This window comes from Nocardia sp. IBHARD005, from assembly GCF_052814245.1.
On record NZ_CP199935.1, the window covers coordinates 3,178,455 to 3,191,239 of the forward strand.

13 protein-coding genes are annotated in these 12,785 nt (G+C 65.5%); 6 read left to right on the forward strand and 7 right to left on the reverse strand.

The annotated features are described in order from the left end of the window. Positions 1 to 37 precede the first annotated feature (37 nt). Together ACTWPB_RS14815 and ACTWPB_RS14820 are read left to right on the forward strand one after the other, a co-directional pair. Complete coding sequence (locus tag ACTWPB_RS14815; protein WP_446221255.1) at positions 38 to 460, forward strand: hypothetical protein; 423 nt, start codon at positions 38 to 40, stop codon at positions 458 to 460. Between the two features lie 37 nt (positions 461 to 497). Continuing rightward, positions 498 to 1,043 (forward strand): DUF2020 domain-containing protein, encoded by a 546-nt coding sequence (locus tag ACTWPB_RS14820; RefSeq protein ID WP_446221256.1) that lies wholly within the window; start codon positions 498 to 500, stop codon positions 1,041 to 1,043. Positions 1,044 to 1,050: 7 nt separating this feature from the next. Here the strand turns inward: ACTWPB_RS14820 and ACTWPB_RS14825 are convergent, their stop codons facing one another. The 5 genes from ACTWPB_RS14825 to ACTWPB_RS14845 all read right to left on the reverse strand — a co-directional run bounded on the left by ACTWPB_RS14825 (position 1,051) and on the right by ACTWPB_RS14845 (position 6,538). After that, the gene (locus tag ACTWPB_RS14825) at positions 1,051 to 1,191 is read right to left on the reverse strand and encodes a hypothetical protein (RefSeq protein WP_446221257.1); all 141 of its coding nucleotides are present in this window, start codon (positions 1,189 to 1,191) and stop codon (positions 1,051 to 1,053) included. Continuing rightward, a complete protein-coding gene (locus ACTWPB_RS14830; protein ID WP_446221258.1) occupies positions 1,188 to 2,009 on the reverse strand; it encodes a class E sortase in 822 nt (273 codons plus the stop codon). Before ACTWPB_RS14830 ends, ACTWPB_RS14825 begins: the two co-directional genes overlap by 4 nt. A gap of 317 nt (positions 2,010 to 2,326) precedes the next feature. Next, on the reverse strand, positions 2,327 to 3,394 hold the full coding sequence (locus ACTWPB_RS14835) for an alpha/beta hydrolase (protein WP_446221259.1): 1,068 nt from the start codon (positions 3,392 to 3,394) through the stop codon (positions 2,327 to 2,329). Positions 3,395 to 3,504: 110 nt separating this feature from the next. Further along, positions 3,505 to 4,752 carry an NADH:flavin oxidoreductase/NADH oxidase family protein gene (locus tag ACTWPB_RS14840; protein WP_446221260.1) on the reverse strand — a complete coding sequence of 416 codons (1,248 nt, stop codon included), beginning with the start codon at positions 4,750 to 4,752 and terminating at the stop codon, positions 3,505 to 3,507. Positions 4,753 to 4,795: 43 nt separating this feature from the next. After that, positions 4,796 to 6,538, reverse strand: a complete 1,743-nt coding sequence (locus ACTWPB_RS14845) for a phytoene desaturase family protein (RefSeq protein ID WP_446221261.1) — start codon at positions 6,536 to 6,538, stop codon at positions 4,796 to 4,798. Positions 6,539 to 6,672: 134 nt separating this feature from the next. Between ACTWPB_RS14845 and ACTWPB_RS14850 the strand changes: the two genes are divergently transcribed. Beyond that, the gene (locus ACTWPB_RS14850; protein ID WP_446221262.1) at positions 6,673 to 7,254 is read left to right on the forward strand and encodes a TetR/AcrR family transcriptional regulator; all 582 of its coding nucleotides are present in this window, start codon (positions 6,673 to 6,675) and stop codon (positions 7,252 to 7,254) included. A gap of 106 nt (positions 7,255 to 7,360) precedes the next feature. On the opposite strand, the gene ACTWPB_RS14855 is transcribed toward ACTWPB_RS14850, so the two are convergent. Continuing rightward, positions 7,361 to 8,365, reverse strand: coding sequence for an AurF N-oxygenase family protein (locus tag ACTWPB_RS14855; RefSeq protein WP_446221263.1), 1,005 nt, complete (start codon positions 8,363 to 8,365; stop codon positions 7,361 to 7,363). Positions 8,366 to 8,564: 199 nt separating this feature from the next. Here ACTWPB_RS14855 and ACTWPB_RS14860 point away from each other — a divergent pair, with 199 nt between their 5' ends. Next, the gene (locus ACTWPB_RS14860; RefSeq protein WP_446221264.1) at positions 8,565 to 9,215 is read left to right on the forward strand and encodes a TetR/AcrR family transcriptional regulator; all 651 of its coding nucleotides are present in this window, start codon (positions 8,565 to 8,567) and stop codon (positions 9,213 to 9,215) included. 90 nt (positions 9,216 to 9,305) lie between these two features. Next, positions 9,306 to 10,655: a cytochrome P450 gene (locus tag ACTWPB_RS14865; RefSeq protein ID WP_446221265.1), complete on the forward strand. Its 1,350-nt coding sequence runs from the start codon at positions 9,306 to 9,308 to the stop codon at positions 10,653 to 10,655. A gap of 74 nt (positions 10,656 to 10,729) precedes the next feature. On the opposite strand, the gene ACTWPB_RS14870 is transcribed toward ACTWPB_RS14865, so the two are convergent. After that, positions 10,730 to 11,425 carry a TetR/AcrR family transcriptional regulator gene (locus tag ACTWPB_RS14870; protein WP_446221266.1) on the reverse strand — a complete coding sequence of 232 codons (696 nt, stop codon included), beginning with the start codon at positions 11,423 to 11,425 and terminating at the stop codon, positions 10,730 to 10,732. Between the two features lie 109 nt (positions 11,426 to 11,534). On the opposite strand from ACTWPB_RS14870, the gene ACTWPB_RS14875 reads away from it, so the two are divergent. Continuing rightward, entirely contained in the window at positions 11,535 to 12,725 is a 1,191-nt protein-coding gene (locus ACTWPB_RS14875; protein ID WP_446221267.1) for a lipid-transfer protein, read from the forward strand. The last annotated feature ends 60 nt before the right edge of the window (positions 12,726 to 12,785 follow it).

The following is a 12,785-nucleotide window of genomic DNA, read 5'->3' on the forward strand; positions in this document are numbered from 1 at the left end:
GTCGATCGACCACGGCCTGGAGCGGAGGAGGGCATTGGTGACCGTGCTGCGCCGAGGACCTGGATTACTGCTGGTCGCCCTGGTGGCGACGACGCTGGTGGCCGGCTGTGGCAAGGACGACCCACGGGGGACTGCCGATGCCGATATCGGCAACGACCCGCAGGCCAGGGGAGCGGTGATGGTCACCAAGTGCACCCGCACCGACGAAGGATGGGTGGCTACCGGAACGATCACCAACCCAGATCGGAAAGACCATCGCTTCTCGGTCGTGGTCAGCTATACCACCAGCACTTCCTCCACCCTGGGGCGATCACGGACCACCATGACGGTGCCAGGAGGCCAGTCCGCCGAGTTCACCAGCACGGCCCGGTTCGGGGTCGACCTGGCGGCCGGTCCGATGGATGCGGTGGCGCGTGGGAACGATGTTCGGTGTGTGCTTCGTGGTGTCGAAAAATTGTGACGGGCTGAGGTTCGCGGCCCGCCGTACCGTTAGTGCGGTGGCGGGAACCATCGCGATAGTGATGGCGCTGACGGCATGTGCACCGCCAAGGGGGATTGTGGGGCCGGAGTCCACCCCGGCATCGCCGACAGCGCCGGTGGACCTGCCGTCGGAGCCGGTACCGGACGAGGTTGGCGAATGCCGGTACCTCACCGATCGTCTGGCCGCCGAGGCAAATGGTGAACGGGTCGCTCGCGTTGAGGTGTCAGCCCGACAGGCACCGGCCGAGTCCTGCTTCTTCTACGGCTACGACGATGCGCTCCACCTGGCGGTCATCGTGTATCGGGTCGATGCGGCCATCACCGGCGACATGGTTGCGCAGGCAGTGGCCGGACCCGCCGACGAGGGTCCGTTCCCGGTGACATTCGGTGCGGATTGGGCAGGTAGGGCCGCAGTGCTGGCGAGCGGTGCGGTGTATGTCCTGGCGCGCAGCGAAGTGGGCAAGGGCGCGCGCTCGGTGGTCGTGGTGGTGCGCACCAGGCAGAAACAATCGGTCAAAGCGAGGACGGTCGCACGCGTGGTTGTCGATGAGCTGGGTCGGTGAGTGGCTGTTACAGCGACGGCGACGGCTCGATGAGCGGGAACACCACCAGCATCAAGACCGCCACCACCCAGGCCACAAGCAACACTGCCTCGAGCACGCGTACTGGAGTCGGCCCGGGCAGGTGGCGCCAGATCCATCCGTACATCATGCCTCGCTCAACGTCGTTGACAGCAGCGTCGGATAGTCGGGTCCCTGCGCGGTTTTGGCGACCGTGTCGATCAGGATCGCGGTGATGATCAGCCGCTGGCGGTCGGAGAACTGCGGATGGCAAGTGGTCAAGGCCATCAGCGCGAGTTCGGGTACCTCGTCAGGACGAAAGGGTACTGCGGCGACGGCGTCGTGCTGGTCGGGTTCGACGATACGACGGCCGGACGTCTGGCTGTAGCGACCGCCGTCGGGTGCCGCGAAATCTCGCAGTACGGGCACCTCCCGGCAGCGGGGGTCGGCCTGCTGCCGCCGCGTCCACTGGTCGATGTCGTCATCGAAAGGCAGGACCCGGTAGATGTAGAAGGCAATGCTGGTTTCCACCACAATCGCGTCGCAAGACTCGATCAATTCCAGGTCATTGAAGGGTGAGCCTTTCCCGACCCGGTGCCCCGCGACGGCGAAATTGCCTGATTGTCCCGGAAGCGCGGACCCGCGATAGTGTCCAGGGCCGATCGCGAGGGTGTCGGCGCGGGTTCCCTCCTGAACGGTGAACCGGTAGTCGAGGCCGAACGCCGGGACATACAATTTCGCGAACGACTCGCCATCCACCGGAACAGGTTCGGGCGCGAGTGGATGGTCACGCCACTGTTCGTCCAAACTCTGCTGGGCGTCGGCTTGCTTGCGTTCGGAGAAGTAGTCGGTGACATACACCTGATAGACCACGAACAATACGATCACGGCGGCGACGGTGAGGAATACTTCACCGATTGCCGATGCCACCCGTTGCGCGACGGGCTGACCGAAACGGGTCATGGCCATATCACGGCAGGCTCGTTGTCACGGACAACGCCACCGGCGAGCAGCGCGTCGGTGCCGGGGCCAGGAACGACGGAGGCCATGCCGATCGAGGGCCGGGTGTCACTCACACAGCCTCACCTCCCTGCGTGTGGACTCAGCAGTGTTCGGTCATATCGCCTCGATGCCGGGCCGCTTGACCTGGCGGCCGTTGCCGCGTTCAACCATGTAACCGCGGTCTTGCGAGTGCACGTCGCCACACCGTCACTCGGTCAACGATTCGGCCACGATCTACGCGGAACTGGAGAAGCGCCTGGTCTGAGACGAACAGGCGCTGCGATTCAGTCGGCGACCACATCGAGTGGTCGAACAGCGCACTCGTCGAGGAATTCCTCGATCAGCGGCCAGGTGCCGTGCCGGGCATCGGGGCCCGCGAGCGAGCCGAGGTGGCTGCCGGGAACGATCTCGAACCGCACATCCACGGCCCCGGCCATCGCGTCGACGATGCCCCGTGCGCAGGCCGAGGTCGTGATCGCATCGGTATCCGATCCGAGTGCGAGTACTCGAACTCCGACATCGGCGAGGCGAATGCGGCGTTCGCCCAGATGGAGCACACCCTTGGCCAGATCGTTGTGCACGGTCAGCCGTTCCCAGACCTGGGTGTAGAAGCGCCCTGGATACGCCGGCATGTTCGCCACGAACCGGTCGATCGCCTCCATGCGCGCCAACGTCTCGGTCTTGTGCAGGTTTCGGGCGATGAACCACGGTTTGCGGATCTCACGGCTCAGGGCGGTGCCGCGGAAGATCGCCCGCACCGCAGGGGCCGGTACGCCGCCTGCCAGCCGAATGAGGTTGGTGATCTCGGCGCCTCCGGTGAATCGGCCGAGGCTGCGAAACAGGGTTACCGAGGGCAACTTGCTGTAATCGATCGGAGTCCCGACCGTGGTGACAGAGCGGATCGGCAGATCGGGGTGCGCAGCCGCGGTCAGCAGAACGAGGACTCCGCCGAGTGACCAGGACACCACGTCGACCGGCGCGCCGGCATGCTCGGTCGATACCCGGCGGATGGCTTCGGGAATGATGTCGTCGATCCAGTCCTCGAAGCCGAGGTGCCGGTCGTCGTAGGTCATCTCGCCATAGTCCACGAGGTAGGGCGTCCGGCCTGTGCTGAGCATGAACTCGGCCAGACTCTGGCTGGGCCGCAGGTCGAAGCAGGTCGCCGACGCCGCGGGCGGGGGAACCATCAGGACGGGTGCGCCGTCGGCGCTGTCGCCGAATCGCCGCAACAGCCGATGGGGTTGTTCGGACACGACTGTCGACGGGGTGGCGCGTTGTTGCTCGACGCCACTGCCGAAGGTCAAAGCCCAGCCGTTGTGAACTGCTACCCGAGCGGTCTCGGCGAGTCGCATCGAATCTCCCTGTACGCGGTAGAAGCGCCCCGATGCCTGATCGGTGACTACGAACCTATCAAAAGTACCATTCCATTCTTTTGTAACCCGTCAGTGCGGCACCCCGCGCCTCACCTGCGGAGTGCGTCGAGACCGTGTCGGTTGAGCAGGGTGGCGAGGGATTTCCACCAAGCGCGTCGGGGGTCCGGCTGTCGGCCCTCGGCGATGCGGTGGAGCTGGTCGGCGTGCCATTGCAGGTCGAGGGCACTCTCGAGGGCTTTGAGGTCGATCAGCTTGTCGAACAGCCCGCCCCCGGTGATGCGGATGTTCGGTACGTGCAGCCGCTGCCGTGCGGTGTGGAGGATGGCTGCGGCCGCATCGGTCATCGTGGCCGTCGGCCTGCCGAGTCCGATCACGTCGCAGGCCGCGGAGTCCACGGCGCTGAGCATGGCCGAACGCGAGCGGAACCCGCCGGTCACCGCCAGTGGGACGGTACCGGCGATGGAGCGGACAGTCTGCGCGTAGTCGAGGAAGTAGGCCTCTCGGTCCACGGTGCTCTGGGCCGCTGCCCTGCCCACCATGGCCGGCGCTTCGTAACTGCCACCGCTGATTTCGATCAGGTCGACCTGTTCGCCGACCAGGGCGCGCACCACCTCGGCGGATTCTGCCTCGGTGAATCCGCCGCGCTGGAAGTCGGCGGAATTGAGCTTGACGCCGATCGCGAAGCCGGGCTGAACCGCGGCCCGGATGCCGCGGATCACCTCGAGCAGGAACCGCATCCGCCGGGTGGGGTCGCCGCCCCAGCCGTCGGTCCGGTGGTTGGCCAGCGGGGAGAGGAATTGCGCGGCGAGGTAGCCGTGTGCGGCGTGGACCTGCACCCCGTCGAATCCGGCGGATTCGGCGATCAGCGCCGTGGCGGTGAATCGCGCGATGATCTCCTCGATATCGGCGCCGGTCAGCTCGCGCGGGGTCAGCGAACCGGGCACTTTCATCGCGATCGGACTTGGTGCGACCGGTCGCGCCCGGTTGAGCAGCGGGTTCGATTGCCGCCCTGGATGATTGATCTGCATCCAGACCGGCGATCCGCCGCGGCGCGCTGCCTGCGCCCAGCGGGTCAGTGCGTCGAGGTCGCGATCGTCCTCGACGGCGACATTGCCCGGCTCGGCGAGCTGACGGCGATCCACCATGACATTGCCGGTGACGATCAGGCCGTAGCCCCCCGAACCCCAACTGTCATACAGTTTTTCGAGGCGAGCGGTCGGGCTGTTGGACCCATCGCCGAGTCCCTCGCTGAGCGCGGCTTTCATGATGCGGTTGGGCAGCACCTGGCCACAGGGCAGTGGCAGTGGTGTGGCGAGATCGCCGGATTCCTGGATCATCTCTTGCGCCGACCGACGCTGAAACCATCGTGTCATGGTGGGGTCACTCACCGTTCGAGTCGCCGCGTCGCGGCATCTTGATCGCGAGCGCCTTCGCCACTGTCAACGGATCCCAGTCCGCCGGGTCGGCCTGCTGATCGTGCTGATCGCCCAGCACCGTTCCGGTGCGAATCTCCTCGGCGAGATTGCGGCCGAGTACCGCGCCCGCGGCGTGCACGCCCGAGAGCATGGCGCCTTCGAGCGCCGGGCCCCAGGCCGCGCTCGCGCCACAGAGGAACAGTCCATCGATTTCGGTGCGCACACCGGGGCGGAAGGGGGCGAACTGCAGGACCGACAGTTCGAGACCGTACGGGGTGCCGTCGGTGGAGCCGGTGTAGCGGTGATGGGTCATCGGCGAGGCGGCCTCCCGCCAGACGATGTGCTTGTCGATGCCCGGAATCACCTCGCCGAGTCGTTTCACCATGATGTCGGTGAGGGCTTCCTTGATCCGCAGGTATTCGGGGTTGCGGCTGTAATCGTCGCCGTACTTCCAGTTCGTCAGGCCCCAGAATTCCGGGTCGGAGGACACCAGGGTCATCACTTCGATGACGGAGCTGCCGGCCGGGGCCGCGCTGCGATTGTCCGGGTCCTTGATCGTGGTGACGCTGACGTAGGCGGGCAGGCGCGCAGCCATTTCGGTGAGCAGTTCGCTGTGGCTGCGGTTGTTGACATTGTCGGACAGGTCCCGGAACAGCGCGGTGACGTCTTCGTCGGTCGGCACCGAATAGAAGTTCGTGTTGGGGATCTGGGTGCTCAGGTCGATATCGACGCCGATGTAGCAGTTCATGAACGCCTGCGACATCCGCATCTTCTCCACCCGCCACACCGTGGTCCGGCGCAGGTGTTCACGACCGACCATATCGAGGTAGGTCTTCTTGATATCGGCATTGGACACCACGATCGGGGCGTTGAAGCGGGTGCCGTCGGTGAGTTCCACACCGGTGACCGTGCCCTTGTCGACGAGGATGCGCTGCACCGTGGCCCTGGTGCGGATTTCGCCGCCGTGTGCGACCACTACCTCGGCGAAGCGGGCGGAGAATACTTGGCCGCCGCCCTTGGGGAACCACGCGCCGTCGCGCAGGAAGTTGTGCAGCATCACCGTGTGCACCGCGACGGGGGTGCGGTGCGGCGGGCTGGCATAGGTGCCGTACTGCACCGACATAGCGGCTTTGAGGCCGGAGCTGAGCTTGTGCGCGTCCATGAACTTGCTCAGCGGGACCAGTGCCCAGACAGCGGCAGGCCCGGCCTTGACCGCGAACTTGGCGACGCCGAGCAGCGAGGCGGGGGTGATGCTGCGGTCGATACTGGTGCCGATTCGCTCGAGGATGCCGACAACCTTGGTGATGGCGGCGGCTTCGTCGGGGAACGCCTCGATGAGGTTGCGGCGGTAGTTGTCCCAGCCGACCGGGATCTTCAGGGTCAGGTCGGGCATCACGATGGTGTCGAAGCCGTCGCGGTCGAGTTCGGAGAACTCGATCTTCTTGTCCAGGCCGACCCCGCGCAGCACGGTGGGGACGTTGCCGTTCGGGCCGCAGTCACCGATGTAGTGGACGCCGACGTCGAACTCCCATTTGCCGGCTCGGCGGAAGACGTGGGTACAGCCGCCGATCACGTCGTAGGACTCGAGGACCAGGGTGCGTTTGCCCGCCGCGGCGAGATAGGCGGCTGTCGTCATGCCGCCCATGCCAGACCCGACGACGATGGCGTCGAAATCGCGGGACGGGGATGCCTCTGCTCGACTGTTCATGCCGCTCCTACGCGTTCGTGATCGGCCGGAGCCTCCGACCTGTACATGTAAACTTGGGTTACGTATAGATTCACGATAGTAGACTGATCGTGCTACTGCAAGTAGCAGTGAACGATCGAGGAGGGTCGGTACCGATGTCAAGTCCGCGCGAACGCCTCATCATCTCGGCGATCGCGCTGGTCAGGCAGCACGGCGTCGCGGGAACCGGGATCACCGAGTTACTCGCGCACGCGGGTGCCGCTCGGCGGTCGGTCTATCAGAACTTTCCCGGTGGCAAAGCCCAGCTCATCGAGGAGTCGACCCGCGCCGCCGGTCAGGTCGCGACCGCGGTTATCGCCGGATTCACCGCGGCGGACGATCCACGCGAGAGCCTGGCCGGTTTCGTCGCGCTGTGGAAAGACACCCTCGTCACCGGTGAATTCGAGAGCGGTTGCCCCGTCGTGGCCGCGGCGATGGGTAGATCCGAAGCGCCCGGCGCGACGATCGTGGCCGATACGGTGTTCAGCGATTGGACAGCGCTGATCGCCGCGCAGTTGCGCCGGTCGGGCATCGCGGAAGGGACCGCGGATTCGCTGGCGTCAATGGTTGTCTGCGCGGTGGAGGGTGCTGTTGTGCTGGCAGTGGCAGCCCGTTCGGTGCGGCCGCTCGACGATGTCGAAAAGCATGTAGCAGAACTCGTGCGGATGCACCGGAGCCGGGTCGAACCGGCTGGGTAGATGTGTCCTGGGAGGAAGGACGCGGACCGGCAAACGAAACCGGTCGATGCCCGCAGTGCAGCGGCATCGACCGGTATCGGTTCGGAGGTTGTGCCCGACGGTGGAATCAGGCGGCGCGGCGTTCGGGCTCGCTGCGGTAGCGCGCGACGTCGCCGTCGATCTTGAACAGTTTCCAGAGCAGTTTGGTGAACCGGTTCATCAAACCGAGGTCGGTGGCCAGTGCGCGCATATCGCCGAAGAATCCGCTGAGCATCTTGCGCGAGGCCGGACTACGCCAGAACGCGTCCTTGAACGCCTCTTTCGGGATGTCGAACTTCTTGGCGAACGACTTCGACGGTTTCACCAGTTCGTCCGCGAGCCAGCGCATGGCGATCGGGAAGGCCACCGCGCAGACCGCCTTGCTGAACCAGTTCATCGTGGCGACGTGGGTGCGCAGGAACTCGTTGGCGAAGGAGATGTGCCGCGCTTCTTCGGCGATGTGGATTTCCATCACCCGCAGCAGGGCGGGCGGGGTGGCGTCGCCGGAGCGGATCAGGGCTTTCTGGTGGTGGTCGATCGGCTCTTCGCCGCCGAGGATGCCGATGAACAGGATGGCCCAGAAGTATCCACCCGCGACGCCGATGAACGGCGAGGCGAGCCGGAACCCCGGGCGCATGCCGGGGACGTCGTCACCGATCCGGTTGACCAGCTCCTGGAACATCTGGATGTGGTTGCACTCTTCGGTCATCTCGTGCATGCAGTAGCGGAACTCGGGGGAGTTGTTCGGCAGCGCCATGACGTACTGCATCATCCCGCGGATCAGGATGGATTCGAAGGCGAGGCCGACCTTGGCCGCGTTGGCCTGGCGCCAGCGACCGATTTCGATCTGCCGGTGCAGAGGCTGGTCCTGGTACCACTGGGTGGCGCCGAGCGGGTCGTGCTCGGCGGAGAGCACCCAGCGGGGGTCGTTGCGGTCGATGGCCAGCTCGGGAGAGTCCCAGTCGATGTCGAGGTAGGGGTCGAAGCGTCGGTTCACTGAACCTTCGGACAGCGTCAGCAGCGTGTCGGCGTAGCCCTGACTGAATCGGGCCCGTCGGGCTGATTTCTTGGCCGAAGTGTGTGAGAGCGTCATTGCTTCTCCTCCATCGAGAGCGCTGTGACCTTGGCGGCTATGGCTGGGGTGGTGGCAGTGAAGTCGCACCGCGCACGTACCCGTTCGCATTAACTGTAACTCAATGTCCCATATATATCCATAGGACGCGAATACGGTGCGTGACCTTGGCGGTCGGTGGTTGTTGAACAGGCATCGGGCGGTTGAGTACTGTCGGAGCGTGGGTACGCTTGCCGGTTCTTTCGCCAGGGACAGCCCCGGTTTGCCACGCGGCCGCGGGCGACTCGCTGATGGGCAGGTGCGCGACGCCCACCGGCGGCGGATCGTGCGTGCTGCCATCGCCGCGATCGCGGAAGGCGGATTCGCCGCGACAACCATCGCCGACATCGTCCGACGGGCGCGGGTCTCGCGGCAGGCGTTCTATCGCCTGTTCGCCGACAAGGAGGCATGCTTCCTGGCCGCGGTGGAGATCGGCAGGGCGGAATTGCTGCCGCGACTGATCGAGGCCACGCTGCAGCCCGGTGACCTGGAAGCCCGTATTCGGCGCAGCGTTCGCGAGTACCTCCGGACCAGCGCGTCCGAACCGGAATTCACCCGGGCCTGGACGTTGGAGCTGCCCCAGGCCGGTCCGCGGGGGCTGGCGCAGCGCAATGCCTACTTCACCGCGCTCGCCATCGCGGTGCGCCACGCCCACATCGCCCATCACGCGGGCGATGTGACGGAGTTCGTGCCACTGCCCGAGACCACCTACCTGGCTCTGATCGGGGGGTGCCACGAGTTGTTCTTTCGCTACGTCAGCGAGGGTTCCTGCGGGCGACTGCCGGAGTTGGAGGATCCGATGACGGTGTTCCTGCTCTCGGTCCTGAACTAATTCGTTCGTGTCGCTGAGTTGACACCTGCGGTCTTCACGCGCACTGTTTAAAAGTACTCCGACGTACTTCAGTTTCCGGGTAGGAGCCCCATGACGATTACCACAGCCGAACCGCGCGCGATGGATAGTCTGCCGCGTCCGCCCTTCCATTCGATCGTGGGCTTCGTGGCCTATTGGGCCTCGCCCGAGCTCGCGCGGACCGAGGTCACCAAACGGGGCGAGCGCGTCCTTGTCGATCTGCCGCTGCTGCCGAAGATGCTGATCACGTCCTCCCCGCAGGACTGCAAGGCGATCTTCACCGAACGCGACGGTGCCCTCAAGCTCGGTGAGGCGCTGCGCAAGATGGCCCCGCACGAGATGCTGTTCGGCTCGGAGATGATCGACTGGTGGAACGGCGCCAATCACGCGCTGCTGCGCAAGAAGGTGACGCCTGCGTTCATGGGCAAGGCCCTGCGTGGTTACGAAGAGGCGATCGTGGATGCCGCCGAGCGGCGGGTGGCCGAATGGCCGGTGAACACGCCGGTGACGTTCACTCACCTCATGCAGGATCTGGCCCGCGACGTCATCATGTCGGTCGTCTTCGGCGTCACCGAGAGTGAACGACGGACCCGGCTCGAGCAGGCGTTCAAGGACCTGGACCGGGTCCTGGCCTCGCCATCGATGCTCGGTCGATACGCCTTCGCGATGGCTCGTGGCGGCAAGTGGCCGAGTTTCCCGGAACTCGACGACATCAACAACCGGATCGATGCGATCACGATCGAGGAGATCGAGTATCGCCGCGCCAACCCCAGCGACGAAGAACGCAAAGACTGCCTCGAGACCTTCCTGCGGATCCAGGAAGCCGACGAGGACAACCTGATGGACGATCGCATGATCGCGATCTTCCAGCGCATGCTGCTGATCGCCGGCTACGAGACTACGGCTGTCACCCTGTCGTGGGTGGCCGAGCGGGTCGTGCGCCATCCGGAGGTGCTGGCCAAACTCGAGCAGAGTGTGGACGACAACGACGACGACTACATCGACGCGGTCATCACCGAGGCCATGCGCGTACGGCCCGCACTGCCGGTGACGCTGCGCTACGCCGAGCGCGACTTCGTCATGAACGACATCCTCGTTCCCGCGGGCACGGTGATCGTGGTCTACATCAACGCCATTCACAAGCGCGCCGATCTCTACCCGGATCCGGAGAAGTTCGATCCCGAGCGTTTCGTCGGCGTCCGGCCCGACCCGCACCGCTGGCTGCCGTTCGGTGGTGGCGCGCATCGCTGCTTGGGTGCGTCGTTCGCGATGTTCGAATCGCGCGTGCTGCTGAAGACGATCCTGCAGCGCCGGACCTTCCGGCCGGAGACCTCGCGCGGCGAGCGCCAGGACCAGCACAAGAACATCCTGCTCCTGCCGCACAACGGCGCGAAGGTGACTTTGCTCGATCGCGCCCGGTAGTCGGGAACGGTTCGAGGAGGCGGCGGCGACACCGGGGGTGTCGCCGCCGTGTGTGTTTTCCGGCCTTTGCTCCGTCAGACCAGGTCGGAGATCACGGCCGCCGGGTCGATGCCGACGCCGAGTCGCCGGGTGTTGGACTCGAGTAGGTGCCACACCGAGGAGCTGAGAAACTCGGCGAGCTCGGCGGCCTTGACCGGGCTGTTCGGATTGTTCAGCCAGCGGTTGACGCTGCCGTCCACCAGTCCGACCATCCCGAACGCCATCGACTCCGCGAGGTCGGTGGGGGCCGACTGTTTGCGCAGGACCGCGGCGATGAGGCCGGCCAGTTGGACGGCGATCGCCGTTTTGGTCCCCGAGGCGACCCGAGATCCGGTGATCCGGCGTTTCGGTGATCCGGTGCCGAGAAAGTGGTGCAAGCGCGGGAATTTCACGATCCAGTCCACGTAGGTCTCGATCGCCTGGGTGATGGCCGCGCCGACCTCGCCTTCGGGCGCGAGGGTCGGTGCGAGCTGGGCCATCAGGCGGGTGACGATCCGGCCGCGAACGTGTTCGTCGAGGTCGTCGCGGTCGGTGAAGATCCGGTAGACGACCGAGCGGGGGACGCCTGCTCGGTCGGCGATTTCGGCGACGCCGACGCTGGGGCCGAACTCGTTGATCGCGTCGACGGCGGCATCGAGGATCAGGTCCCTGCGCTCGGCTTTGTGGCTGTCCCACCGCGTGGTCCGGCCGTCGGAGGGAGCGGTACCGGTCCGCGCGGCCGTTTTCGACATCTTGCGATCCTAGTCCCAGGGCTTGACTGTGACAGTGTGTCCAAGATACTTTTACTTGGGACAGCATGTCGCATGTAAATCAGAGTGCGCCACACACGGGAGAGAGTCAATGGTTAATAGGGTCTTTGTCGTCGGCGTCGGCATGACGAAGTTCGAGAAGCCGGGTTCGCGCGAATGGGACTACCCGGACATGGCGCGCGAGGCCGGTACGAAGGCACTCGCCGATGCGGGCATCGACTACCGCGAGGTCCAGCAGGCCTACGTCGGCTACGTGTACGGCGAATCCACCTCGGGTCAGCGCGCGGTGTACGAACTGGGCATGACCGGTATCCCGGTGGTGAACGTCAACAACAACTGTTCGACCGGATCCACCGCGCTCTACCTCGCGACCCAGGCGATCCGCGGCGGTCTCGCCGATTGCGCCCTGGCGCTCGGCTTCGAGAAGATGCAGCCGGGTTCGCTCGGTTCCACCTTCGACGACCGCGAGCAGCCGATGATGCGGCACCTGCTCGCGCTCGCGGAGCTGCAGGAATTCGCGATGCCCCCCGCGCCGTACATGTTCGGTGCCGCGGGCAAAGAGCACATGGAGCGCTACGGCACCACCGAAGAGCAGTTCGCCAAGATCGGTGTGAAGAACCACCGGCATTCGCAGAACAACCCGTACGCGCAGTTCCAGGACGCGTACACGCTCGAAGAGGTGCTCGCCTCCAAGCGCATCTACGGCCCGCTCACCAAGCTGCAGTGCTCGCCGACCTCGGACGGTTCGGGCGCGGTGATCGTGGCCAGCGAGGCCTTCGTGGACAAGCACAACCTCGGCGCGCAGGCGGTCGAGATCGTCGGTCAGTCCATGGTCACCGACCTGGAGAGCACCTTCGCCGACCAGAGCGCGATCTCGCTGGTCGGTGCCGATATGACCCGCACCGCCGCCGCCAAGGTGTACGAGCAGGCCGGTATCTCGGCGGCCGACGTCGACGTGATCGAACTGCACGACTGCTTCTCGGCCAACGAGCTGCTCACCTATGAAGCGCTCGGCCTGTGCGCCGAAGGCGAAGGCGGCAAGCTCGTCGACAGTGACGACACCACCTATGGCGGCCGCTGGGTCGTCAACCCCTCCGGTGGCCTCATCTCCAAGGGGCACCCGCTCGGCGCGACCGGTCTGGCCCAGTGCAGCGAACTCACCTGGCAGCTGCGCGGCACCGCCGACAAGCGTCAGGTCGAGGGCGCGAAGGTGGCCCTGCAGCACAACATCGGACTCGGTGGCGCGGTGGTCGTGACCGCTTACCGCCCGGCCGAGCGCTGATCCTGATCACCGCGGGCTTCCCAGCTCGCTTCCCGTTCTTCTGACAACACAAGGAGTTTC

Bases quoted from the DNA above. Each gene is read 5' to 3' on its own strand.
- ACTWPB_RS14825 (WP_446221257.1), bottom strand. From the start codon at position 1,191: ATGATGTACGGATGGATCTGGCGCCACCTGCCCGGGCCGACTCCAGTA.
- ACTWPB_RS14830 (WP_446221258.1), bottom strand. From the start codon at position 2,009: ATGGCCATGACCCGTTTCGGTCAGCCCGTCGCGCAACGGGTGGCATCG.
- ACTWPB_RS14835 (WP_446221259.1), bottom strand. From the start codon at position 3,394: ATGCGACTCGCCGAGACCGCTCGGGTAGCAGTTCACAACGGCTGGGCT.
- ACTWPB_RS14840 (WP_446221260.1), bottom strand. From the start codon at position 4,752: ATGATCCAGGAATCCGGCGATCTCGCCACACCACTGCCACTGCCCTGT.
- ACTWPB_RS14845 (WP_446221261.1), bottom strand. From the start codon at position 6,538: ATGAACAGTCGAGCAGAGGCATCCCCGTCCCGCGATTTCGACGCCATC.
- ACTWPB_RS14850 (WP_446221262.1), top strand. From the start codon at position 6,673: ATGTCAAGTCCGCGCGAACGCCTCATCATCTCGGCGATCGCGCTGGTC.
- ACTWPB_RS14855 (WP_446221263.1), bottom strand. From the start codon at position 8,365: ATGACGCTCTCACACACTTCGGCCAAGAAATCAGCCCGACGGGCCCGA.
- ACTWPB_RS14865 (WP_446221265.1), top strand. From the start codon at position 9,306: ATGACGATTACCACAGCCGAACCGCGCGCGATGGATAGTCTGCCGCGT.
- ACTWPB_RS14870 (WP_446221266.1), bottom strand. From the start codon at position 11,425: ATGTCGAAAACGGCCGCGCGGACCGGTACCGCTCCCTCCGACGGCCGG.
- ACTWPB_RS14875 (WP_446221267.1), top strand. From the start codon at position 11,535: ATGGTTAATAGGGTCTTTGTCGTCGGCGTCGGCATGACGAAGTTCGAG.